This is a genomic window from Mycobacterium sp., assembly GCF_047975165.1.
GTDB lineage: Bacteria > Actinomycetota > Actinomycetes > Mycobacteriales > Mycobacteriaceae > Mycobacterium.
This window is the reverse complement of sequence record NZ_JBKECZ010000095.1, coordinates 26,407-49,187: the sequence shown is the minus strand read 5'-3', so window position 1 is coordinate 49,187 and position 22,781 is coordinate 26,407. Positions and strand designations below refer to the sequence as shown.

At 67.8% G+C, this 22,781-nt stretch carries 23 protein-coding genes, 1 tRNA gene and 1 pseudogene; 18 read left to right on the top strand and 7 right to left on the bottom strand.

The window, feature by feature from the left end; genetic code table 11:
* Positions 1-7: 7 nt before the first annotated feature.
* A complete protein-coding gene (locus ACK5M9_RS09965; protein WP_416893022.1) occupies positions 8-1,351 on the bottom strand; it encodes a nicotinate phosphoribosyltransferase in 1,344 nt (447 codons plus the stop codon).
* A 412-nt stretch (positions 1,352-1,763) separates the two neighbouring features.
* On the opposite strand from ACK5M9_RS09965, the gene ACK5M9_RS09960 reads away from it, so the two are divergent.
* From ACK5M9_RS09960 to rdgB, 9 genes are all read left to right on the top strand, one after another.
* The gene (locus ACK5M9_RS09960) at positions 1,764-2,390 is read left to right on the top strand and encodes a hypothetical protein (RefSeq protein ID WP_416893001.1); all 627 of its coding nucleotides are present in this window, start codon (positions 1,764-1,766) and stop codon (positions 2,388-2,390) included.
* A 109-nt stretch (positions 2,391-2,499) separates the two neighbouring features.
* The gene (gene clpS / locus ACK5M9_RS09955) at positions 2,500-2,805 is read left to right on the top strand and encodes an ATP-dependent Clp protease adapter ClpS (RefSeq protein ID WP_416893000.1); all 306 of its coding nucleotides are present in this window, start codon (positions 2,500-2,502) and stop codon (positions 2,803-2,805) included.
* 25 nt (positions 2,806-2,830) lie between these two features.
* Positions 2,831-3,412, top strand: a complete 582-nt coding sequence (locus ACK5M9_RS09950; RefSeq protein WP_416892999.1) for a DUF2017 domain-containing protein — start codon at positions 2,831-2,833, stop codon at positions 3,410-3,412.
* Positions 3,413-3,429: 17 nt separating this feature from the next.
* Positions 3,430-4,464 (top strand): P1 family peptidase, encoded by a 1,035-nt coding sequence (locus ACK5M9_RS09945; protein ID WP_416893021.1) that lies wholly within the window; start codon positions 3,430-3,432, stop codon positions 4,462-4,464.
* A 99-nt stretch (positions 4,465-4,563) separates the two neighbouring features.
* Positions 4,564-5,256 (top strand): rhomboid family intramembrane serine protease, encoded by a 693-nt coding sequence (locus ACK5M9_RS09940; protein WP_416892998.1) that lies wholly within the window; start codon positions 4,564-4,566, stop codon positions 5,254-5,256.
* Positions 5,253-6,080 carry a glutamate racemase gene (gene murI / locus ACK5M9_RS09935; protein ID WP_416892997.1) on the top strand — a complete coding sequence of 276 codons (828 nt, stop codon included), beginning with the start codon at positions 5,253-5,255 and terminating at the stop codon, positions 6,078-6,080. Before ACK5M9_RS09940 ends, murI begins: the two co-directional genes overlap by 4 nt.
* Before the next feature lie 25 nt (positions 6,081-6,105).
* Entirely contained in the window at positions 6,106-6,927 is an 822-nt protein-coding gene (locus ACK5M9_RS09930; protein WP_416892996.1) for a cyclic nucleotide-degrading phosphodiesterase, read from the top strand.
* Positions 6,928-7,022: 95 nt separating this feature from the next.
* The gene (gene rph / locus ACK5M9_RS09925) at positions 7,023-7,802 is read left to right on the top strand and encodes a ribonuclease PH (RefSeq protein ID WP_416892995.1); all 780 of its coding nucleotides are present in this window, start codon (positions 7,023-7,025) and stop codon (positions 7,800-7,802) included.
* The gene (gene rdgB, locus ACK5M9_RS09920) at positions 7,799-8,416 is read left to right on the top strand and encodes an RdgB/HAM1 family non-canonical purine NTP pyrophosphatase (protein WP_416893020.1); all 618 of its coding nucleotides are present in this window, start codon (positions 7,799-7,801) and stop codon (positions 8,414-8,416) included. Before rph ends, rdgB begins: the two co-directional genes overlap by 4 nt.
* A gap of 19 nt (positions 8,417-8,435) precedes the next feature.
* Here the strand turns inward: rdgB and ACK5M9_RS09915 are convergent, their stop codons facing one another.
* Together ACK5M9_RS09915 and ACK5M9_RS09910 are read right to left on the bottom strand one after the other, a co-directional pair.
* Entirely contained in the window at positions 8,436-8,792 is a 357-nt protein-coding gene (locus tag ACK5M9_RS09915; RefSeq protein WP_416892994.1) for a DUF3817 domain-containing protein, read from the bottom strand.
* On the bottom strand, positions 8,789-9,226 hold the full coding sequence (locus ACK5M9_RS09910; RefSeq protein ID WP_416892993.1) for a hypothetical protein: 438 nt from the start codon (positions 9,224-9,226) through the stop codon (positions 8,789-8,791). Before ACK5M9_RS09910 ends, ACK5M9_RS09915 begins: the two co-directional genes overlap by 4 nt.
* Positions 9,227-9,379: 153 nt before the next feature.
* Between ACK5M9_RS09910 and ACK5M9_RS09905 the strand changes: the two genes are divergently transcribed.
* Positions 9,380-9,465: transfer RNA gene (locus ACK5M9_RS09905), tRNA-Leu, on the top strand.
* Positions 9,436-10,605, top strand: coding sequence for a phosphotransferase family protein (locus ACK5M9_RS09900; protein WP_416892992.1), 1,170 nt, complete (start codon positions 9,436-9,438; stop codon positions 10,603-10,605). Before ACK5M9_RS09905 ends, ACK5M9_RS09900 begins: the two co-directional genes overlap by 30 nt.
* Before the next feature lie 83 nt (positions 10,606-10,688).
* Here the strand turns inward: ACK5M9_RS09900 and ACK5M9_RS09895 are convergent, their stop codons facing one another.
* A complete protein-coding gene (locus ACK5M9_RS09895; RefSeq protein ID WP_416892991.1) occupies positions 10,689-11,879 on the bottom strand; it encodes an acyl-CoA dehydrogenase family protein in 1,191 nt (396 codons plus the stop codon).
* A gap of 149 nt (positions 11,880-12,028) precedes the next feature.
* Between ACK5M9_RS09895 and fabG the strand changes: the two genes are divergently transcribed.
* The 5 genes from fabG to ACK5M9_RS09870 are packed head-to-tail and all read left to right on the top strand — an operon-like array spanning position 12,029 to position 17,093.
* Positions 12,029-12,769, top strand: coding sequence for a 3-oxoacyl-ACP reductase FabG (gene fabG / locus ACK5M9_RS09890; RefSeq protein WP_416892990.1), 741 nt, complete (start codon positions 12,029-12,031; stop codon positions 12,767-12,769).
* The gene (locus ACK5M9_RS09885; protein WP_416892989.1) at positions 12,766-13,980 is read left to right on the top strand and encodes an acetyl-CoA C-acetyltransferase; all 1,215 of its coding nucleotides are present in this window, start codon (positions 12,766-12,768) and stop codon (positions 13,978-13,980) included. Before fabG ends, ACK5M9_RS09885 begins: the two co-directional genes overlap by 4 nt.
* A gap of 2 nt (positions 13,981-13,982) precedes the next feature.
* Complete coding sequence (locus ACK5M9_RS09880) at positions 13,983-15,194, top strand: CoA transferase (RefSeq protein ID WP_416893019.1); 1,212 nt, start codon at positions 13,983-13,985, stop codon at positions 15,192-15,194.
* Complete coding sequence (locus ACK5M9_RS09875; RefSeq protein ID WP_416892988.1) at positions 15,191-16,384, top strand: acyl-CoA dehydrogenase family protein; 1,194 nt, start codon at positions 15,191-15,193, stop codon at positions 16,382-16,384. Before ACK5M9_RS09880 ends, ACK5M9_RS09875 begins: the two co-directional genes overlap by 4 nt.
* Before the next feature lie 4 nt (positions 16,385-16,388).
* Complete coding sequence (locus ACK5M9_RS09870; RefSeq protein WP_416892987.1) at positions 16,389-17,093, top strand: GntR family transcriptional regulator; 705 nt, start codon at positions 16,389-16,391, stop codon at positions 17,091-17,093.
* Here the strand turns inward: ACK5M9_RS09870 and ACK5M9_RS09865 are convergent.
* The 3 genes and pseudogenes from ACK5M9_RS09865 to ACK5M9_RS09855 all read right to left on the bottom strand — a co-directional run bounded on the left by ACK5M9_RS09865 (position 17,075) and on the right by ACK5M9_RS09855 (position 20,609).
* A complete protein-coding gene (locus ACK5M9_RS09865; RefSeq protein WP_416893018.1) occupies positions 17,075-18,727 on the bottom strand; it encodes an acyl-CoA synthetase in 1,653 nt (550 codons plus the stop codon). The genes ACK5M9_RS09870 and ACK5M9_RS09865 overlap by 19 nt on opposite strands.
* 14 nt (positions 18,728-18,741) lie before the next feature.
* Positions 18,742-19,476 (bottom strand): hypothetical protein, encoded by a 735-nt coding sequence (locus tag ACK5M9_RS09860; RefSeq protein ID WP_416893017.1) that lies wholly within the window; start codon positions 19,474-19,476, stop codon positions 18,742-18,744.
* Between the two features lie 113 nt (positions 19,477-19,589).
* A pseudogene (locus ACK5M9_RS09855) lies at positions 19,590-20,609 on the bottom strand (hypothetical protein).
* Between the two features lie 228 nt (positions 20,610-20,837).
* Between ACK5M9_RS09855 and glsA the strand changes: the two are divergent.
* Both glsA and ACK5M9_RS09845 read left to right on the top strand, forming a co-directional pair.
* Positions 20,838-21,794, top strand: a complete 957-nt coding sequence (glsA, locus tag ACK5M9_RS09850; protein WP_416892986.1) for a glutaminase A — start codon at positions 20,838-20,840, stop codon at positions 21,792-21,794.
* 230 nt (positions 21,795-22,024) lie between these two features.
* Positions 22,025-22,747 (top strand): DUF1906 domain-containing protein, encoded by a 723-nt coding sequence (locus ACK5M9_RS09845; protein ID WP_416892985.1) that lies wholly within the window; start codon positions 22,025-22,027, stop codon positions 22,745-22,747.
* The last annotated feature ends 34 nt before the right edge of the window (positions 22,748-22,781 follow it).

Here is a 22,781-nt window from a genome sequence, read left to right as displayed (position 1 = left end):
CCGGCTGTCAGCCTCGGACGATCCGGGTCGGGATGGCCGGTTCGCCGGGCGCCAGATTCAATCCATGCTGGGGGAGGCTCCGCAGTCCCGCAGCCACCCGTTCCCGGGCGGCGACCAGGTCGTTCGGGGCGTTGGAGCCGGCGCCGGTGCTGGAGCGGGTGTCGGAGCCGGTGTCGGTGTCCGGGTCGGCGTCGGCGTCGGTGTCGGTGTCGGTGTCGGCGTCGGACAGGACCTCACCCTTGCGCACCAGCGGCGTCGTCAGCACCCGGTAGGAGATGTCGTGGGCCGGCGTGCGGCCGAAGGGGTGCACGAGCTCCTCGATGATGGTTCCGTTGGGGCGCGCCAACCGGGTAGCGGCCTTGCGCCCGCCGTGGGATTCCTTGTTGACGCTGTCCTTCCGCACGGGGATACCGTCCACCTCCACCAGTTTGTAGACCATGCCGGCCGTCGGTGCACCCGATCCGGTGACCAGTGACGTGCCCACACCGTAGGTGTCGATCGGCGCCTTGGCGAGTCGGGCGATGGCGAACTCGTCGAGGTCTCCCGAGGCCAGGATGGCCGTCTCGGTCATCCCCAGTTCGTCGAGTTGGTGGCGTACCTGTTTGGCCAGCACGCCGAGATCGCCGGAGTCGATCCGGACCGCACCGAGGGTCGGACCGGCGGCCGACACGGCGTGGGCCACGCCCGTCGGCACGTCGTAGGTGTCCACCAGCAGGGTGGTGCCCGGGCCGAACGCGGTGACCTGCGCGCAGAACGCGGACAGCTCGTCGGGGCGGTCCTCGGTGGTGTGCACCATGGTGAAGGAATGGGCCGCGGTGCCCTCGGCCGGGACACCGTATTGCCACTGGGCCTGAAGGTTGGACGTACCGGCGAAACCGGCGAGGTAGGCGGCCCGGGCCGCCGCCACCGCGGCGCGCTCGTGGGTACGCCGCGAACCCATGTCGATCAACCGGCGGCCTCCCGCGGCGCTGACCATGCGCGCGGCTCCCGAGGCGATCGCGGTGTCGTGGTTGAAGATCGACAGCACCAGGGTTTCGAGCAGCATGCATTCGGCGAAGCTGCCGTGCACCGACAGCACCGGGGAGTCGGGGAAGTAGAGCTCGCCCTCCGGATAGCCGTCGATGTCGCCGGTGAACTGGAAATCGCGCAGAAAATCCACCGTGTCGGCGTCCAGGAATCCGGCCAGCAGGTCGCACGCGCTGTCGTCGAACCTGAACTGCGGCAAGGTTTCCAGCAGCCGGCCCGTTCCGGCCACCACCCCGTACCGCCGCCCCGGCGGCAGCTCGCGAGCGAACACGTCCCAGGTGGTGCGGCGGTGGGCGGTGCCGTCGCGCAGTGCCGCCGACAGCATCGTCAGCTCGTATCTGTCGGTCAGCAGGCCGGCCAATGCGGAGTCGGTCACGGTGTCACGGTAGCGGCCGCGTTGTCTGCGATGAAAGTCGAGCGAAGCGGCAGGGTTCCATGGAAGGCGCTGGTATGCGACGGGCTCGCGGGCCCTACACACGTGGGGTTTCGGCCGCAGCGCTTTCGTTGAGGCTGGGCCAGGTGCGCGCACGCCGACTTGGCCGCGCCCCGCTGCGGTTTCGGCCGCAGCGCTTTCGTTGAGGCAGCGATGGGAGACGCCTGCACGTTTACACCGTGCGACGCCCGCCGTGCTTTACATCTCCGGCCAGGGGAGTGGTCGACCCGATGATCGGCCGATTCGTCGGCAGATATGCCACTGTTCGACATGCCATCGGGGGTGCCCGGTGTGAGGAGAAGATATGCGTTCTGTGTTGACGCGGGCCGCGACGGCCGCATTGCTGTTGATCCCGGGTGCCGCCGCGGTTGGATGCGGGTCGGATGAGCCCAGCTCTCCCGGATCCTCGACAGCTCAGACCACGTCGGGCCAAAGCTCCACCTCGGCGACGGCTCAGGCCGGTGGCGGAGACTGCCCCGCGTCCCCCTCGGCAACTGTCGAGTCCACGAACGGTGGCTACCCCGACGACCTAAACTGGTCCACCGTCTACTCGGTGGCGAAGCGGCAAATCGCTGGCCTCGGCGGCGACGGCAGGTCGATTGTGGTGTTCATCAGCACCACGAATCGGCCGGTGTCGGAGCTGTCCAGCCGCAAACTCGAGCTGGCTCCCGGGGAGGCGGCCTTGAGGCTCAAGTTCACCAACGGCTCCCAGAACGCGGAGTCCGGTGACTACACAGCCTCGCCGCGGGCCAAAGACCCCAACAACGTCAAACTGGCCATCAAAGTGACGGACCGAACCACCGTGCAGCTATCGAACCCGAAGGGCACGGCCCGGCTTGTCGTAGATGGCAATCGGGTGTGCGGCACATTCAGCATCGCCGACAAGTGGACGACGGCGTCGGGGGACTTCGTGGCCGACCTGTCGACGTAGCCGACCTTGGCCGCGCGGGCCTCGCCGAAACGAAAGTCGACACCGTCGACATCGCGGTGAGGAACGTTGTCGGCTATGGGCCCGGCCCCGTTCTCGGTATCCTTGGGTCATGGTTGTAGCGATGGCGTCGGCCAAGCCGGGCAGCACCGGGCTGAAGGAGGCGGCGCCGGTCGAGGCTACGACGAGTCCGTGGGTGACCATCGTCTGGGACGACCCGGTGAACCTGATGACCTACGTGACCTATGTGTTCCAGAAGTTGTTCGGATACAGCGAACCGCACGCCACCAAACTGATGCTGCAGGTACACAACGAAGGCAAGGCCGTGGTGTCTGCCGGCAGCAGAGAATCCATGGAAGTCGACGTGTCCAAGCTGCATGCCGCCGGTTTGTGGGCGACGCTGCAGCAGGACCGGTGAGCTCCGAGGGTATCCGGACCACATCGTGCGCAGATGGAAGCGGGTCGACACCCGCAGCGGCCCCCGCTTCCGGTCGTCGCTGGCCCCGCACGAGGTGGCACTGCTCAAGAACATGATCGGCGCGATGATCAGCCTGCTCGACGATCGTCAATCCACCTCGCCGACCGACGAACTCGAAGCGATCACCGGCATCCAGACCGGACATTCACAACGCCCCGGAGACCCGACGTTGGGCCGGCTGCTGCCGGATTTCTACCGTCCCGACGATGCCGATCCGCTGGCCGACGATGCCGCCGAATCCCTCAACTCGGCGCTGCGAAGCGTGCATGAACCGGCGATCATCGACGCCAAACGCGCTGCCGCACAGACGCTGCTGGACACTCTTCCCGCCGCGGGGGGCCGGTTGGAATTGTCCGCCGACGCCGCCAACGCCTGGGTGGCGGCCGTCAACGACCTGCGGCTGACGCTGGGCGTCATGCTCGATGTCGGCCCGGAGGGCCCGGAACGGTTGCCGGCCGATAATCCGCTGGCCCCGCACTCCGATGTCTACCAGTGGCTGACCGTGCTGCAGGAATATCTGGTCCTGGCCCTCATGGGATCCACGTGAGTTCCGGTGGCGACCGGCTGAACGCGATAACCGACATTGCCGGGATCCGCGTCGGCCACCACCACCGGCTGGATGCCAATGCCTCGCTGGGCAGCGGATGGGCCAGCGGCGCCACGGTGGTCCTGACGCCGCCGGGAACCGTTGGCGCCGTCGACTGCCGCGGCGGCGCACCCGGAACACGGGAGACCGACCTGCTGGACCCGGTCAACAGTGTGCGCTACGTGGACGCGGTGCTGCTCTCCGGTGGCAGCGCCTACGGCCTGGCTGCCGCCGACGGCGTCATGGCGTGGCTGGAGGAACACCGGCGCGGGGTGGACATGGGCGCGGGTGTGGTTCCGATCGTGCCGGGTGCGGTGGTGTTCGACCTGCCGGTCGGCGGGTGGGACTGCCGGCCGACCGCGGACTTCGGCTACGCCGCCTGTGCGGCGGCCGATGCCTCGGGCGACGCGGCGGCGGTGGAGACGGGGACGGCCGGTGCCGGAGTGGGGGCGCGTGTCGGCAGGCTCAAAGGTGGGGTGGGAACGGCGTCGGCAACCTTGCCGTCCGGGGTGACCGTCGGTGCGCTGGTGGTGGTCAACGCGTCCGGCGAAGCCGTCGACCCGGCGACCGGCCTGCCGTGGATGGCGAAGTTGATCGGTGAATTCGAGCTGCGGCCGCCCCCGCCGGACCAGATCGACGCGCTGCGGCAGCTGCCGTCGCCACTGAGTGCCCTGAATACCACGATCGCCGTGGTGGCCACCGACGCCGCGCTGAGCCCGGCGGCATGCCGGCGCGTGGCTATCGCCGCCCACGACGGCCTGGCTCGCACCCTTCGGCCGGCACACACCCCGCTGGACGGCGACACGGTGTTCGCACTGGCCACCGGTGCGGTCGAGGTGCCGCCGTTCCCGGGCGTCCCGGATGCGCTGTCCCCGGAGACCGCGTTGCTCACCGAGATGGGCGCGGCCGCAGCCGACTGCCTGGCCCGTGCGGTGATCGGCGGGGTGATCGCCGCCGAGCCGGTGGCCGGAATACCGGGGTACCGGGACGTGGTGCCCGGCGCGTTCGGGTGACGACGGCCGACTCGTGGCTGGTCGGGGCGGCCGGCAATGCGCTCGGGTAGCCTGGACGACGCCGAAATCGCTCGGGAAGGGCACAGGGCAGCTATGGGTATGACGCGCTCGGGTGAGGAATCGACGCGGACGACGGAGGCCAAGGAGCGGCCCCGGTGGATGGTCGGCGGAGCCACGATCCTCACCTTCGTGGCGCTGCTGTACCTCATCGAGCTCATCGACCAGCTGACCGGCCATTCGCTGGACCAGCACGGCATCAGGCCGCTGGAAGCCCCCGGACTGTGGGGCATCATCTGGGCGCCCGTCCTGCACGCCAGCTGGACACACCTGCTCGCCAACACCGTGCCCGCCCTGGTGCTGGGGTACCTGGTGACCCTGGCGGGCATGTCCCGGTTCGTCTGGGCGACGGTGATCGTGTGGGTGGTGGGAGGCTTCGGGACCTGGATCATCGGCAACTGGGGCGGCTGTCACATGGAGTCCGACCACATCGGCGCGTCCGGCCTGATCTTCGGCTGGCTGACGTTCCTGCTGGTCTTCGGGATATTCGTGCGCAGGTTCTGGGATATCGTCACCGGCCTGGTGGTGCTGTTCGCCTACGGCGGCCTTCTGCTCAATGCCGTGCCCGTCCTGGACCAGTGCGGACAGGTGTCCTGGCAGGGGCATCTGTGCGGGGCGGTGGCCGGCGTGCTGGCGGCCTACGTGCTGTCCGGTCCGGAGCGCAGGGACCGTGCGTCCAGGAAGGCGTCCAGGAAGGCGTCCAAAAAGGGCTATGCCCGGCGGACCGCCGGATGAGTTCAGCGCTGGCGCCCGTCGGAATTTTCGACTCCGGCGTCGGAGGACTGACGGTGACCCGGGCGATCATCGACCAGCTGCCCGACGAAGACGTCATCTACGTCGGGGACACCGCCAACGGTCCGTACGGGCCGCTGCCGATTCCCGACATCCGCGCACACGCGCTGGCCATCGGCGACGACCTGGTCGCCCGGGGCGTCAAGGTGTTGGTCATCGCCTGCAACTCGGCGTCCGCGGCCTGCCTGCGCGATGCGCGTGAACGGTACGGCGTACCGGTGGTCGAAGTGATCCTGCCGGCCGTGCGCCGTGCCGTCGCCGCCACGCGCAACGGTCGGATCGGCGTGATCGGCACCCGGGCGACCATCGCCTCGCACGCCTACCAGGATGCGTTCGCCGCTGCCCGCGACACCGAGATCACCGCCGTCGCGTGCCCCCGCTTCGTGGACTTCGTTGAGCGCGGCGTCACCAACGGACGCCAGGTGCTCGGCCTGGCAGAGGGCTACCTGGAGCCGCTGCAGCGCGCCGGCGTCGACACCCTGGTGCTCGGATGTACGCACTATCCGTTGCTGTCCGGACTCATCCAATTGGTGATGGGTCAGAGCGTGACCCTGGTGTCCAGCGCCGAAGAGACCGCGAAACAGGTGTTGCGCGTGCTGACGGAGTCGGATCTGCTGCGACCGCATCCGGACGGCCCCGGCGCGGAGCCGCCGTCCCGTGTCTTCGAAGCCACCGGCGACCCCGAGGCGTTCACCCGACTGGCGGCACGTTTTCTGGGGCCGGTCGTAACAGGAGTCCAACCCGCTCGCCACGGCAGCGTCGGCTAGCCGGGCCGAGGTTTCGACTCGGGCAATGCGGTGTTGTGTTCCCCACTGCAGTGCCGGGCATGGCACAGTGGAGTTCGTGCGACTAACCGTGCTCGGATGCTCCGGCAGCGTCACGGGGCCGGACTCGCCGGCGTCGGGGTATCTGTTAGAGGCTCCGGACACCGTGCCGCTCGTCATCGACTTCGGCGGGGGAGTGCTCGGAGCGCTGCAGCGTTACGTCGACCCCGGCGCGGTGCATGTGTTGCTGTCACATCTGCACGCCGACCACTGCCTGGATCTGCCGGGGCTTTTCGTGTGGCGCCGGTACCACCCGACAGCCCGGCCTACCGGCAAGGCGACGATCTACGGCCCCAGCGACACCTGGTCGCGGCTGGGTGCGGCGTCGTCACCGCACGGCGGCGAGATCGACGACTGCTGCGACATCTTCGACGTCCACCACTGGGCCGACGGCGAGCCGGTCACCATCGGCGCACTCACGGTGGTGCCGCGGGCGGTGCAGCATCCGACCGAATCGTTCGGCATGCGCTTCACCGACCCCAGCGGGGCGACGCTGGTCTACAGCGGCGATACCGCTGAGTGCGACCAGCTTGTCGACCTGGCCCGCGGAGCCGACGTCTTCCTCTGCGAAGCATCCTGGACGCACTCGCCGGACAATCCGCCCGCGTTGCACCTGTCGGGCACCGAAGCGGGCAGGGCCGCGGCTGCGGCCGGCGTGCGGGAGTTGGCCCTGACCCACATCCCGCCGTGGACCTCGCGCGAAGATGTGTTGCGGGAGGCCAAGGCCGAGTTCGACGGCCCCGTGCGCGCGGTGGTACCGGGCGAGACCTTCGAAATCCGTTGCGCGTAGTCGCGACCGTAACGTCACGGCGAAGAAGTGCGGCGAAAATCGCCGTGAGGTTACGCTCGCGACGCATGTCCGATCGGTGCGGCTAGGGTGGCCTGGTGTCCAAACGAGAAGACGGCCGCGCGGACGACGAACTTCGCCCGGTAGTCATCACCAGGGGATTCACCGAGAACCCAGCCGGTTCGGTGCTCATCGAATTCGGGCGAACCAAGGTGCTGTGCACCGCCAGCGTCACCGAAGGCGTTCCCCGCTGGCGCAAGGGATCCGGGCTGGGCTGGCTCACGGCCGAATACGCCATGCTGCCTTCGGCGACCCACACCAGATCCGGCCGCGACTCGGTCAAGGGGCGGCCCAGCGGCCGCACCCAGGAGATCAGCCGGCTGGTCGGCCGGTCGCTGCGGGCGTGTATCGACCTGGGTGCGCTGGGAGAGAACACCATCGCCATCGACTGCGACGTGCTGCAGGCCGACGGCGGAACCCGCACCGCGGCGATCACCGGAGCCTACGTGGCGCTGGCCGATGCGGTGACCTACCTGTCCGCGCACGGCAAGTTGTCCGACCCGCGGCCGCTGTCGTGTGCCATCGCCGGGATCAGCGTCGGAGTGGTCGACGGCAGGATTCGCGCGGATCTGCCGTACGAGGAGGATTCGCGCGCCGAAGTCGACATGAACGTCGTCGCCACCGACACCGGAACCCTGGTCGAAGTGCAGGGAACCGGCGAGGGCGCGACGTTCCCGCGGTCCACGCTGGACAAGCTTCTCGACATGGCGCTGGGAGCCTGCGACACCCTGTTCGCCATGCAGCGTGAGGCGCTGGCGCTGCCCTATCCGGGCGAATTGCCGGAAGGTCCGGCCCAGCCGAAGGCGTTCGGAAGCTGACCCGGCTGCTGGTGGCCAGCCGCAACCGCAAGAAGCTGGCCGAACTTCAGCGGGTGCTCGATGGCGCGAGCCTGACCGGCCTCACCCTGGTGTCGCTGGCCGACGTCGCGCCGTTCGACGAAGCGCCGGAGGACGGTGCGACGTTCGAGGAGAACGCACTGGCCAAGGCCCGGGATGCGGCTGCCGCGACCGGGCTGCCCAGTGTCGCCGACGACTCCGGCCTGCGGGTTGCCGCACTCAACGGCATGCCCGGGGTGTTGTCGGCCAGGTGGTCGGGAACCCACGGCGACGACGCCGCCAACACGGCACTGCTGCTCGCGCAGTTGCGCGATGTGCCCGACGGCCGCCGCACGGCGGCGTTCGTGTCGGCGTGCGCCCTGGTCGATGGGGCCGACGAGGCCGTCGTGCGGGGGGAATGGACCGGCACGATCGCCCGGGAGTCCCGCGGTGACGGCGGGTTCGGCTACGACCCGGTGTTCATCCCGGACGATGCCGGCTTGCGCGGCCGCACCGCGGCACAGTTGAGCCCGGCCGAGAAGGATGCGGTGTCGCACCGCGGACGCGCGCTGACGCTGCTGCTGCCGGCGTTTCGGTCGCTGGTCCAGCGGGGGTAGCAGCCGGCGCGGGGGCCCGTCAGACCGGGAATTGCGCCTTGACCTGCTGGGTCTGCCGGTGCTCGACGATGATGCCCAGCAGCGGGATGGTGCCGGCCAGCAGCACGCCGACGGTCTTGCCGATCGGCCAGCGGACCTTGATCGCCAGATTGAACGCGGCCAGCAGGTAGACGAAGTACATCCAGCCGTGCACAACCTCGATCCACCGGATCTCGTGGTGATAGACCAGATGCGAGATGACCTCGCCGCACAACGCGATGAGCCAGATGCCCGTGGCCCACGCCATGATCCGGTAGGCGAGCAACGCGGTTCGGATCTTTTCGACGCTGAACACCGCCGCGGTGCGCTCGGCCTCGGGTGTCTGGGGGTTGCTCATGCGGTTGTCCTGTTCTGTTGTCGGGCGCCGCTGTCCTGGGCGTCGCGGTCCGGGGTATCGCGTTGCCGGGCGTCGTTGCCTGCGAGTTCGGCAAGGTAGGCGTTGTATTCGCGCAGGGCCGGGTCCTGCGGTGGCGCCGGCGCCGGTTTGGGCCGTTCGGGCAGCAGCCCGGCGGGTATTTCGGTGGGGGCGCCGTGATGGCGCGGCTGCGGCGGGGTCTCCTCGTAGCGGACGAAGTTGCGGTAGGCGTAGACGCAGAACCAGGCGAACGCCGGCCACTGCAGCGCATAGCCGAGATTCTGGTAGCCCCCCGACAGCGACTCGAACCTCGTCCACTGCCACCAGCCCAGCGCCAGGCACCCGCCGGCCGCGACGATCACCAGCGCGATCAGGGCGGGCCGGTGACGGCGCCTGGGGCGGGCATCGGTGGACACCCTTCGACGGTACCGCGCGCACCGGTCTTTCTTGTGGTCGCCGGGTCGGGATGCGGGTGCTTCCCGCATTGACGGAGGGCACCGCGGGTGATTTTCGGGGAGCGTCACCGCCGCCCGGTTCCTACGCCGGTGCGGCGTAGGATCGCTAGGCGCGCGGGCGTGGCGAAATGGCAGACGCGATGGCTTTAGGTGCCATTGCTCGAAAGAGCGTGTGGGTTCGAATCCCTCCGCCCGCACCAGGCGATCCGGTATCGCTACAGTCGGGGGAGTCTTGTTGTCCCACCGGCGGGCGGAGGCGTGCTTTGGGTGCTGTGCCGCCGATTCCGCGGTATCCGGCCGACGTGACCTCGCAGTGGTTGTCGACGGTATTGAGCCGACGGGGCACACCTGTGCGGGTGTCCGATGTCGATGTGCGGCCGGTCGGTACCGGCCAGACCGGTGCTACGTATCGGGTGACGGCCGGCTACGCCCCGGATCGGGGCGATCTGCCGCGGAGCTTCGTGATCAAACTACCGGCCGGAGACGAGGCTGTTCGCGATCGCGTGGCTCTGAGCTATCGAAGCGAATGCGCCTTCTATGCTTCGGTTGTCACCCGCGTGCGGGTGCCGACGCCGCAGTGTTTTTACTGTGAAATAAGCGATGACGCAATGAATTTCGCGCTGCTGCTAGCTGATCAGGCGCCAGCGGAGCAGGGCGATCAGCTTGCCGGTTGCGGCGACCGGGAAGCGCGACTGGCCGCTACCGCATTGGCCGGCCTGCACGCACCCAGTTGGTGCGATCCGATGTGGCTGGACTTTCCCGGGATCGTGTTCGCGCGCCCGGACGAGGCCGGCGCCCGGGGCATGGCCGAGGTTGCCGCGAGGAGCGCCGATGTCACCCTGGCGCGGCTCGGCGACCGGATGAGCGCCGAAGACCGCGACACCTTCAGCGCGGCAATGGGTGTGGTCGCACCCTGGCTGATGGCCGAGCACGATCGCTTTGCCTTGCTGCACGGTGACTACCGGCTGGACAACATGCTGTTCGATCCGGGGCGGACTCGAATCAGCATCGTGGACTGGCAGACGCTCGGCGTGGGCCTGCCGGCCAGGGATCTGGCGTACTTCACCGCGACCAGCCTGGACCCGGCACTGCGGGCGGCGCTCGAGCAAGACCTGGTCGATGAATACCACCGGACGCTGCTGGGCTATGGCGTCACCGGATACGACCGCGAAACGTGCCGACGTGACTACCGGCTCGGGGTGGTGCAGGCGCCGCTGATCTCCGCGCTGGGGTTCGCCTTCGCCGCCTCTACAGAGCGGGGCGACGACATGGTGCTGACCATGCTGGCCCGGGGCTGCCGGGCGATCCGGGAGCTGGGCACATTGGAGCTGCTGGGGTGAACGAGGTTGGCCGCGATGGCTCACGATATTCCCGTGGGTGACCGTCGCGGATGGGGATATTCGGCCGCCCGCCGGCTATCGGCTCAGCGCCGCGCGGCCTTCACCAGGTTCGAACCGATGATCAGTTTCTGGATCTCGCTGGTGCCCTCGTAGAGCCGCAGCAGTCGGACATCGCGATAGATGCGTTCGACGGGAACGCCGCGCATATAGCCGCTGCCGCCGTGCACCTGGACCGCCAGATCGGCCACCCGGCCGGCCATTTCGGTGCAGAACAGTTTAGCCGCCGAGGGGGCGATCCGCCGGTCCTCATCGGTGACCCACAGCCGCGCGGCGTCGCGGACCAGCGCCCTGCCGGCCAGCACGGCGGTCTGCTGTTCGGCGAGCATCGCCTGCACCAGCTGGAAGTCCCCGATCGGGGTGCCGCCCTGAGTCGCCGTCGCGGCGTAGCCGACCGATTCGTCCAGGGCGCGCTGGGCCGCACCCACGGCCAGTGCGGCAATGTGCACCCGGCCACGGGCCAGCGAGGTCAGGGCCGCGCGATAGCCGATCTCTTCGCTGCCACCGATCAATGTGCCGTCATCGACGACAACGTCGGTGAAGCCGACGTCGGCGGTCCAGGCGCCTTCCTGGCCCATTTTGGCGTCCTTGGGGCCTACTTCGACCCCCGGTGTGTCGGCGGGGACCAGGAACACGGCGATGCCGGGGCCGTCGGAACTGGTGTCATCGGCGGCGCGGGTGCGGGCGAAGACGATGAACAGGCCCGCGACCGGGGCGTTGGTGATGAAGCGCTTGTGGCCGTTGATCGTCCAGGTTTGCCCCCGGCGCACGGCTTTGGTCTTCAATCCGGCCGGGTTGGATCCGGCGCCGGACTCGGTGAGCGCGAAGGAGGCAACCACATCTCCGGCGGCGATAGGGGCGAGCCAACGCGATTTCTGTTCTTCGGTGCCGAAGCCGACGAGAACCTGACCGGCGATGCCGTTGTTGGTGCCGAACATCGACCGCAGGGCAAGCGAGGTGTAGCCCAGCTCCATCGCCAGCTCGACGTCCTGCATCAGGTTCAGCCCGAGTCCGCCCCACTGCTGCGGGATGGCGTAGCCGAACAGGCCCATCGCCTTGGCCTGGTCGCGCAGATCGTCGGGGACCCGATCGTCGTCGAGGATCTCCGGTTCCCGAGGAACGACGGCGGTGCGGACGAAATGACGTGTCTGCAAAAGTATTTCGCGGAAATCGGCATCGGTGACCTGAGCATCGTGGGTGCCCTCGGCAGCGGTCATCGGTTGATGCTCCTCGTTGCAGTTGCAGGGAGTGCCCGGATCGGGGCCATGGCAATATTGACCAATATTATATATGAAATATCATATTCGAAACTGGGCGCGGTCGTGGCGGCTTGCGCGGGTTCGACCGGAAGGATGCGTGAGAGCAGATGCCATTGCTGGACGGTCAGACGGCGGTGATCACCGGCGGGGCCCAGGGTCTGGGCTTGGCCATTGCCGAGCGGTTCGTCGCCGAGGGGGCCCGGGTGGTCCTCGGCGATGTGAATCTTGACGCGACGCGGGCGGCCGCCGAAAAGCTGGGCGGCGAGCGGATCGCTGTTGCGCAGCGCTGCGACGTCACGCGATCCGGCGAGGTGCAGAAGCTGATAGAAACCGCCATCGAGCGTTTCGGCAGGCTGGACATCATGGTCAACAACGCCGGCATCACCCGGGACGCGACCATGCGCAAGATGACCGAAGAGCAGTTCGATCAGGTGATCGACGTGCACCTGAAGGGCACCTGGAACGGCACCCGACTGGCGGCCGCGGTCATGCGGGAGAACAAGCGTGGCGCGATCATCAATATGTCCTCTATTTCGGGCAAGGTCGGGATGATCGGCCAGACCAACTACTCGGCCGCCAAGGCCGGCATCGTGGGGATGACCAAGGCCGCCGCCAAAGAGCTTGCCTACCTTGGTGTCCGAGTCAACGCGATCGCACCGGGGCTGATCCGGTCGGCGATGACCGAGGCGATGCCGCAGCGGATCTGGGATGCCAAGGTCGCCGAGGTCCCGATGGGGAGAGCCGGTGAGCCGAGCGAGGTGGCCGGCGTGGCGGCGTTCCTGGCCTCCGACCTGGCGTCGTACATGACCGGCACCGTCATGGAGATCACCGGAGGCCGGCACCTGTGACCCGCCAGGTGGTGATCTGCGAACCGGTGCGGACCCCGATCGGCCGCTACGGCGGCATGTTCACCTCGCTGAGCGCGGTTGACCTCGGCGTGGCGGCGTTGAAGGGACTGCTGGACCGCACCGGCATCGCGCCGGACGCGGTGGGGGACGTCATCCTCGGGCACTGCTATCCCAACAGCGAAGCGCCGGCGATCGGGCGGGTGGTCGCCCTGGACGCCGGCCTGCCGGTGACGGTTCCGGGGATGCAGGTCGACCGCCGCTGCGGGTCGGGCCTGCAGGCGGTGATCCAGGCGAGTTTGCAAGTCGGCACCGGCAACGATGATCTGGTTGTGGCCGGTGGCTGCGAAAGCATGAGCAACGTCGCCTTCTATTCCACCGACATGCGTTGGGGCGGTGCGCGCACCGGTGTCCGCGTGCACGACGGCCTGGCCCGCGGCCGCACCACCGCCGGTGGTCGTCATCACCCGGTGCCCGGCGGGATGCTGCAGACGGCGGAGAACTTGCGGCGCCGGTACGACATTTCGCGGATCGAACAGGATGAGCTCGCGGTGCGCTCGCACCGGCGTGCGGTGGCCGCGCAGAGCGACGGACTGCTGGCAGACGAGATCGTGCCCGTTGCCGTGGGCACCCGGCACGGCGAAGAACTGATCGGCACCGACGAACATCCGCGTGCCGACGCCACGGTGGAGTCGCTGAGCAGGCTCAAACCCATTCTGGGCAAGGATGATCCAGAGGCCACCGTCACCGCCGGAAACTCCAGCGGACAGAACGATGCGGCATCGATGTGCGTGGTGACCACCCCGGAAAAGGCTGCCGAATTCGGACTCACACCGCTGGTGCGGTTGGTGTCGTGGGGGTCTGCGGGCGTGGCGCCGGAGGTCATGGGGATCGGGCCGGTGCCGGCGACCGAGGCAGCCCTGGCCAAGGCGGGGTTGACCCTGAGCGAGGTCGACCTCATCGAGCTCAACGAGGCCTTCGCCGCCCAGGCGCTGGCGGTGATGAGGGAGTGGAATTTCGGTGCCGCCGACCATGATCGGACCAATGTGCTGGGTTCGGGTATTTCCCTTGGCCACCCGGTGGCCGCGACCGGCGGCCGGATGCTGGCCACCCTGGCGCGTGAACTCAACCGGCGAAGCGGCCGCTACGGGCTGCTGACCATGTGTATCGGCGGCGGCCAGGGACTGGCGGCCGTCTTCGAACGGATCGGGTGATGATGAGCGTTTCCGCGTTGCCGCTGGCGGGCACCCGCATCGTCGAGGTGTCCAGTTTCGTCGCCGCACCGCTGTGCGGCATGACGCTGAGCCAACTGGGTGCGGAGGTGATCCGGATCGACCCTCTCGGCGGCGCTTCGGATACCCGACGCTGGCCGCTGGCCCGCGACGGCACGTCCATCTACTGGACCGGCCTGAACAAGGGAAAGCGCTCGATCGCCATCGATCTGCGGTCAGCACAGGGACAGGAACTGGTTCAGCGACTGGTGTTGGAAGGCGACGGCATCCTGGTCACCAACGCCGCCGGTCTGCCCCGGCTCGGGTACGAGGAACTGGCGGCCCGGCGGCCCGACGTCATTCACGTTCAGCTGCTCGGCCGCGGTGACGGCACTACCGGGGTGGACTACACCGTCAACGCCGCGGTCGGATTTCCCTACGTGACCGGTCCGGCCGACCACGCGGGGCCGATCAACCATGTGCTGCCGGCCTGGGACATCAGTTGTGGGCTCTACGCCGCTCTCAGCGTCGTCGCCGCGGTGCTGCGCCGCGGGCGAACCGGTGCCGGGACGCGGGTCAGCCTGGCTCTCGAAGACGTCGCGCTGGCCACCGCGGGAAACCTGGGCCTGCTGACCGAGCCGCAGGTGAACGGGACGCAGCGAGCACGGCTGGGCAACTCCGTCTACGGCCAGTACGGCCAGGACTTCGAAAGCTCCGATGGCGTCGAGTTCATGGTTGTCCTCCTGACGCGGCGCCACTTTCGCGACCTGGTCGAGGTGACGGGTACGGGTGCGGCGATGACGGCGCTCGCCGAAGCGCTGGGCGCGGACTTCGGCGCCGAGGGCGAGCGGTTTCGGTACCGCGACGTCATCTCGGGGCTGTTCGGCACCTGGTTCGCCGACCACTCCGCCGCCGAGATCGATGCGGCACTGTCGCCCACCACCGTGCTGTTCGAACGCTACCGCACCTTCTCCCAGGTTGCCGACAGCCCGAAAGTTACTGACAACCAACTATTTTCCCGGTTGGCACAGCCCGGCGTCGGCGAATACCTGGCAGCCGGACTACCGGTGGCACTAGACGGTGTGCACCCGGCGGCGGTCGCGGCGCCGGCACTGGGGTCCGACACCGTCGACGTGCTCATGGCCTACCTGGGACTGACCCGGGACGACATCGCGCGGCTGGCAGCTGCGAACACGATAGCGACGGAAATCCGATGACCAGACTCGCCCAAACTCTCGGCCTGACCGAGATCCAGACCGAGATCGTGGCGGCGGTACGGCAATTCGTCGACAAGGAGATCATTCCCAACGCCGCCCAGCTGGAACGGGCCGACGCCTACCCGCAAGAGATCGTCGACGGCCTGCGCGCGATGGGTCTGTTCGGCCTGATGATCCCGCAGGAGTACGGCGGGTTGGGGGAATCGCTGCTGACCTATGCGCTGTGCGTGGAGGAACTCGCGCGCGGCTGGATGAGCGTCTCGGGGGTGCTCAACACCCATTTCATCGTCGCCTACATGGTGCGCCAGCACGGTACCGGCGAGCAGCAGCAGCGATTCCTGCCGGCAATGGCCACCGGTGCGACCCGTGGCGCCTTCTCGATGTCGGAGCCGGAGCTGGGCTCCGATGTGGCCGCGGTACGTACCCGGGCAACCCGTGGCACCGACGGCGCCTACACCATCGACGGCCAGAAGATGTGGGTGACCAACGGCGGCAGCTCCACGTTGGTGGCTGCTCTGGTGCGTACCGACGAAGGCGCCGACAAGCCGCACCGCAACCTCACCGCGTTTCTGATCGAGAAGCCAACCGGGTTCGGCGAAGTGGTGCCGGGCCTGGTTATCCCCGGCAAGATCGACAAGCTGGGCTACAAGGGGATCGACACCACGGAGCTGATCTTCGACGGCTACCGGGCCAGCGCCGATGACGTCCTGGGCGGCAAGACCGGGCAGGGCTTCTTCCAGATGATGGACGGTATCGAGGTTGGCCGGGTCAACGTTTCGGCGCGTGCCTGCGGCGTGGGAATCAGGGCTTTCGAGCTGGCGGTGCGCTATGCCCAGCAGCGTCGAACCTTCGGCAAGCCGATAGCAGAGCATCAGGCCATCGCGTTCCAGCTTGCCGAGATGGCCACCAAGGTCGAAGCCGCACACTTGATGATGGTCAACGCGGCGCGGCTGAAGGACTCCGGTGAGCGCAACGACGTGGCCGCCGGTATGGCGAAATATCTTGCCAGCGAATTCTGTTCGGAAGTGACCCAGCAGAGCTTCCGGATTCACGGCGGGTACGGCTACTCCAAGGAATACGAGGTCGAACGGCTGATGCGCGATGCGCCGTTCCTGCTCATCGGCGAGGGCACCAGCGAAATCCAGAAGCAGATCATCAGCAAGCGCCTGCTCGACGAGTATCGGATGTGAGGCGATGACGGGTCCGGATTTCGCGGTTCGCCCTCAACTGTCCGAGGACGTCGCGGCCCTGGTGCGCAGGAGGATCTTCGAGGGCGCCTACGCATCGGGTGAGTACATTCGGCTCGACCAGCTGGCTGCCGAGTTGGGGATCAGCGTCACCCCGGTGCGCGAGGCATTGTTTGCGTTGCGCGCCGAGGGTCTGGTTGCCCAGCAGCCCCGTCGGGGCTTCGTGGTGTTGCCGATGACGCGGCGGGACCTCACCGACGTGGCCGATGTGCAGGCCCACGTCGGCGGTGAACTCGCCGCGCGGGCCGCGCGGAACATCACCGACGAGCAGCTGACGGAACTCGAACAGATCCAGGCGAAGCTCGACAAGGCCTATACCGAGGACGATGACGAGCGGACGGTTCGGCTCAATCATGAGTTCCACCGCGCGATCAATATCGTCGCGGACTCACCGAAGCTGGCTCAGGTGATGTCACAGATCACCCGGTACGTACCCGAATCGGTGTTCCCGACGATCTCCCACTGGCCCGACCATGCCGTCCGGGACCACCGTCGCGTTCTGACCGCGCTTGCCGCGCACGACGAGAAGTCGGCGCGCACGGCGATGGCGCAACACCTCGCCGCGAGTTCGATCCCGCTGATCGAACACCTCATCGCGCGCGGGGTTGTCCTCGATGCGCCGTCCACCGACGGTCAATCCGCTTCCGCCTGAGCCCGCGCCCAGCGATAGTCCGCCTTGCCGGACGGGCTGCGCTGGATGACGTCGCGAAAGACGATGGCCTTCGGAAGTTTATAGCGGGCAAGCGAATTCGCCGCGTGCGCTATCAGGTCATCGGCCTCGGCGACGGCACCGTCGTCGAGGGCGACCACGGCCACGACTTCCTGGCCCCACCTGTCGCTGGGTCGTCCGGCAACCACCACGTCGACCACTGCGGGGTGGGAGGCCAGGGCGGTCTCGACTTCCTCGGCGAAGATCTTCTCGCCGCCGGAGTTGATGGTCGCCGAGTCGCGGCCGAGCAACTCGATGTGGCCGGCGGCGTGGTGGCGGGCCCGGTCACCGGGGATCGCGTACCGGATGCCGTCGATGACCGGGAAGGTAGCCGCGGTTTTTGCCGCGTCCCCCTTGTAGCCCAGCGGAACGTAGCCCCGTTGCGCCAGCCACCCGAGCCCGTCGTGGCCCGGCGAGTGGATCGCCGAAAGATCCTCGGCGGCCACGACGGTGTCCGGGCCGGGGTTGAAGGTGCCCGTCGACACCGCGCCCGATGTGGACAGATGATGCATCTGCGCACCGGTCTCCGAGGAGCCGACGGCGTCGACGATCATGGCGTTGGGCAATGCGTCGACGAGTCGTTGCTTGACGTGGGGAGTCAACAGTGCTCCGCCGTTGGCGACCACGGCCAGCGACGACACGTCTGCGGTGCCCTTCTCGATGGCGGTGACCAGGGGCCGGGCGATCGCGTCGCCCACCACGGTGACCGCCATGACTTTTTCGCGTTCGATGGTGCGCACCACCTCATCGGCATCCAGCCGGTCGACGACCGACGGGAACACCACCGTTTGTCCTCCGGTGAGCGCGGTCATCACACTCCACTGCGCGGCGCCGTGCATCAGCGGCGGCAGCACCATCAGCTTGACTCCCGGACCGGCGGTCACCCGGGCCGATATGTCGTCGATGGATGCGACCGGGTTGCCGGTGACCAGATCGCGGCCGCCGAAGGATGTCATGAAGATGTCGGCCTGGCGCCACAGCACCCCCTTGGGCATGCCGGTGGTGCCGCCGGTGTAGAGGACGTAAAGGTCATCGGGTGAGGGTTGCACCGGTGGCGCTTCGGGGCCGGCCGAGGCCAGTGCGTCTTCGTAATCGACGGCGCCGTCAAGCAATTCGTTGCCGGAGTCGTCGGCTATCTGGATCAGCACTCGCAACTGGGGGAGGCCGGGCAGGATTTCTGCGACGCTGGGGGCGAACACGGCGTGGTACACCAGCGCGGTGGCGCCGGCGTCTGCCAGCAGGTACTGCAGCTCCTGTTTGACGTAGCGGTAGTTGACGTTGAACGGCGCCACCCGGGCGGCGAAAGAGCCGAGCAGCGTCTCGATGAACTCGCTGCCGTTGTAGGCGTAGATGCCGAGCAGATCCTGCCCGGCGGCGTGGCCCGCCAATCCCGGGCGCTCGGTGTGACATCCGAGGCCGCGGGAATGCAGGTAGTTGGCCAGGCGGTTGGATCGATCGTGGATCTGCGCGTAGCTGAATCGCCGGTCGCCCTGGATGACCAGGTCGCGGTCCGGTACCACGGCCGCGACCGCAGCCAGGACGGATGGGACCGTGAATTGTGGTGTGGCAGTGATTATTTACTCCTCGCGTCCTATACGGGGGTGAACTTCGTGATCAGCCACTCGCCGTCGATGAGAGTTAGGTTCACCAGCACGCTGCTGGCCGCCATCGCCGGCTCGGGGCGTTCTTTGCTGGTGGTGCTCTGATCGACGAAGAGCAGCACGACGGCCGACCTCGGGTGCAACTCCCTTAGCCCCGCGCACACCACGTGGGCGGTGGTGGTCAGCGCCTTCTCCTTGGCCGCCGGCGTTACGAACTGCTCGGTGAACTGCTCGTAATAGGACAGGAAATCCCCGGACAGGTGGGATTTGGCGGCAGCGAGGTCCTGGTCGAGGGTGTCCGGTGAGTACGACAGCACGGCGACCGCTCCGTCGGAGGCCGCGGCGATGGCGGCGCGGGCGACGCTCGGGCCCGTTTGCTGGTCGGTTCGGTAGTACTGGAAGTACAGCCAGGTCGCGACCCCTGCGCTGAGCAGCAGCAGCGTCACCAGGATTGCCGGGAGGGGTTTCACCGTGAATTGGCGGCGCCATAGCCTGCTTCGCCCATTGCGGTCGGGAACGCCGGAAGCGTCGGTGGAGCCCTCCGGGGATACCTCGTCGGTCGCCTCGCCGGATTCGTCCGGGGGTACCTCGTCGGTCGACTCGCCGGAATCGGCATCACGGGGTTCTACGTCGCCGGATTCCGCGTCGGGTGCATCGGGTGCATCGGGTGCATCGGGTGCATCGGGTGCATCGGGTTCGTCGGGTGCGTCGGCGTCTTCGCCGATGTCGTGATCCGATTCGGCCTCGGTGGTTTCGCCGCCGGTGGCGTCGATCTCGGCGGTTTCGGATTGCTCGGCGGGGTCCGTCTCGGTCGGGTCATCTTCGAGCGCGTCGGCGCTCACGGTACGAACTCGACTTTGGACATCTTGTACTGGCCGTCCTCCTCGGTGACGGTGACCCGCAACCGCCAGGTGCGGGGTGCGTCCTTGGTGTTCTCCGAATTGGTGACGTGCGAGGTTGCCGAGACCAATACCTGCGCGGAGTGCCCGTCAATCGATTCGAGGGCAGCAGCGTTCACGGTCCCCTCGGTCACCACTTTCGACTCCTCGACCACCTTGGTGAAGTCGGCTGCCCGCTGCTGGAAATCGGCCCGGAAATCACCGGTGGAACTGTCGATGACCCGCTGGACGTCTTCTTTGGCGTTGTTGAAGTCCAGGGATGTCATGTTGACCACGCCGGTCTTGGCGCCGGCGATGAATGCCGCTTCCTGCTGTTGCCTGTGGACGGCTTGGTGGTGCCACCACAGGAGAAGCCCGCTGGCCACCGAGAAGGCGGCGATGAGAAGTACCGCGACGGCCATGGCGATCGTGGCCGGTTTCGGCGCGCGGATCGAATTGCGCAAGCTGGTCCATTGCGGGCGTCTCCCCGGCGAAACCCGCCGAAACCGTTTGCGGATGCGCGGCCGGTCGGAGGCGCCGGTGCCTTCGATGTGTTCGGTCGCGTCGAGATCTTCGGGCGTGTCCGACTTTTCCGTCGCGTCTAACTTCTCCGCTGCGTCAATACCCTCGGTCTCGCCGTAGTCCCCCTCCCCGTCCTCGTAGTCCCCGTCGTCATAGTCCTCGTCTTCGTAGTCCCCGTCGTCTTAGTCCTCGTCTTCGTAGTCCCCGTCGTCATAGGCCTCGTCTTCGTAGTCCTCGTCCTCGTCGTCATCGCTGTAGTCCCCGTCGTCCTCGCTGTAATCGCCGTCCCGGCCGGATTCGTCGTCGCCGGCCGCGGCGGCGAGCGCCTCGCGCCGCAGCCTGACCGCGCGGGCCTTGGCCCGCGCCGCGGCGGCCAGCGCTTCGGCCTCGGCCACCTCGGCTTCGGCCTCCTCGAGCGCGAGCGCATCGGCTTTCGCTTTGTCCGCCACCTGGGTAATCCTCCCGGCTTCCACGGTGCGGCGACGGAAAGCCCTCCGGGGCAATCCATCGCCGCGATCACGATTGCTGTCGACTCTCCCGAAAAGATACCCTTCGGTGCGAACACGCAAGCGCTTCTCGTCGAAGACGCGTCGCTGCGGCGTGTTCGTGGGATCGACGGCAGCCGACGCGCGATCCTGGCTGGTACGTGCCTGCCCGCGCAGTCGGCCTGACCCGGAGCCGTCGACATGGCAATTGCGCCGCTGGATCCGGCCGCTATCGATGCGGCCGTGACACGTGCGCATTCCCTGCACCGAAACAACGCCCGGGGGCGCAACGCCAGCTATATTCCGGCACTTGCCGGCGCCGATCCGGACCTGTTCGCGGTATGCGCGATGACTCCCGACGGGCACGCCTCAACCGCTGGAGACGTCGAGCACGAGTTCGCCATCGAGTCCGTATCGAAGGTCTTCACGCTGGCCCTGGTCCTGGAGGAGCGGGGGCAGCGCGCGGTGCGGGCCACGCTCGGCGCCAATGCGACCGGGGGCGCCTTCGATTCGGTGCTGGCACTGGAGCGCCATCACGATAAACCGACGTCGCCGATGGTCAACGCGGGCGCCATTGCCGCCACCGGGCTGGTGAGAGCCGCCGATGCGGCCGAGCGGTGGCGGAAGATCATGGACATACAGAGCGCATTCGCTGGGCGGCCGTTGTCGATGAGTGCGGAGATCAACGCCTCCGAGCAGGCCACCAACGGTCACAACAAGGCCATTGCCTGGCTGATGCACAGTGCCGGAACACTGTCCTGCGACCCGATGGAAGCCTGCGCGGTGTACACCCGGCAATGTTCGACGATGCTGACCACCGTCGACCTGGCCGTTATGGGCGCCACACTGGCGGCCGGCGGGGTCAATCCGCGCACCGGTCTTCGGGTGATGACGCATTCAAACGTCTCCTGCCTGCTGGCGGAAATGGTGACCGAAGGCATGTACACACAGTCCGGCGACTGGGCCTACACGGTCGGAGTGCCCGCCAAGAGCGGTGTCGCCGGGGCCGTGCTGGCGGTGGTGCCCGGACGGCTGGCGGTGGCGGCTTTCTCTCCGCGCCTGAACAAGGCGGGCAACAGTGTGCGCGGGTGGTACGGCGTTGCCGAGGTCGTCAAGCGGCTGAAGTTGAGCCTTTTCGACAACTACGACCAGCGCTGAATCCGCGCGGCCCGCCGGCAGCCGGCCGCAGCCTCGGCCCCGGTATCGGCCCGGCCCCCGGCCGCACGCTGCCCGTCTCCCGTCAACTGCTCCCGGCCGCCCGCTGAACGTTCCCCGCCGCCCGCTGTCCGGGTACCACCGCCAGCACGGCCCCGCCGCCACACCCCTGATGTAGATGTGACGTGCGTTGTTTACGAGGCTGGTGAGGTTTGTGTCGTACCCTGTGGCATATGTGGGTATCTCGGCGCGACGTGCTCAAATGCGCGGCGGCGACGCCGGCCCTGCTGGGCCTGGGTCTCGGTGCGGCGTCGTTGAGTGCTGCTCCGGCATCCGCGCGGTCACTGGGCACGCTGCTGGACTACTCGGCCGGCGTCATCCCCGCCGGCGATATCAGAGCCTCTGGTGCCGTCGGTGCGATCCGGTACGTTTCCGACCGGCGGCCAGGGGGTGCCTGGATGCTCGGCAAGCCGATCCAACTCGCCGAGGCGCGCGATCTCTACGGCAGCGGCCTGAAGATCGTGTCGTGCTACCAATTCGGCAAGGGCAGCACCTCCGATTGGCTGGGCGGCGCTGCCGCGGGTGTGCAACATGCCAGGCGCGGCATGGAGTTGCACGCGGCCGCCGGAGGCCCGCCGGGCGCCCCCATCTATGCCTCGATCGACGACAACCCGAGCTACGAGCAGTACAAGAACCGGATAGCCCCGTATCTGCGGTCCTGGGAGGCGGTCATCGGGCACCAGCGAACGGGTGTGTACGCCAACTCGAAAACCATCGACTGGGCGCTGCACGACGGTCTGGGCAGTTACTTCTGGCAGCACAACTGGGGATCGCCCAACGGGTACGCGCACCCGGCGGCGAATCTGCACCAGGTGGAGATAGACAAACGCTCGGTCGGCGGGGTGGGTGTGGACATCAACGACATCCTCAAGCCGCAGTTCGGCCAGTGGGCCTAACCTCGGGGCCCGGAGTTCCGGCCGAATCCTGAGA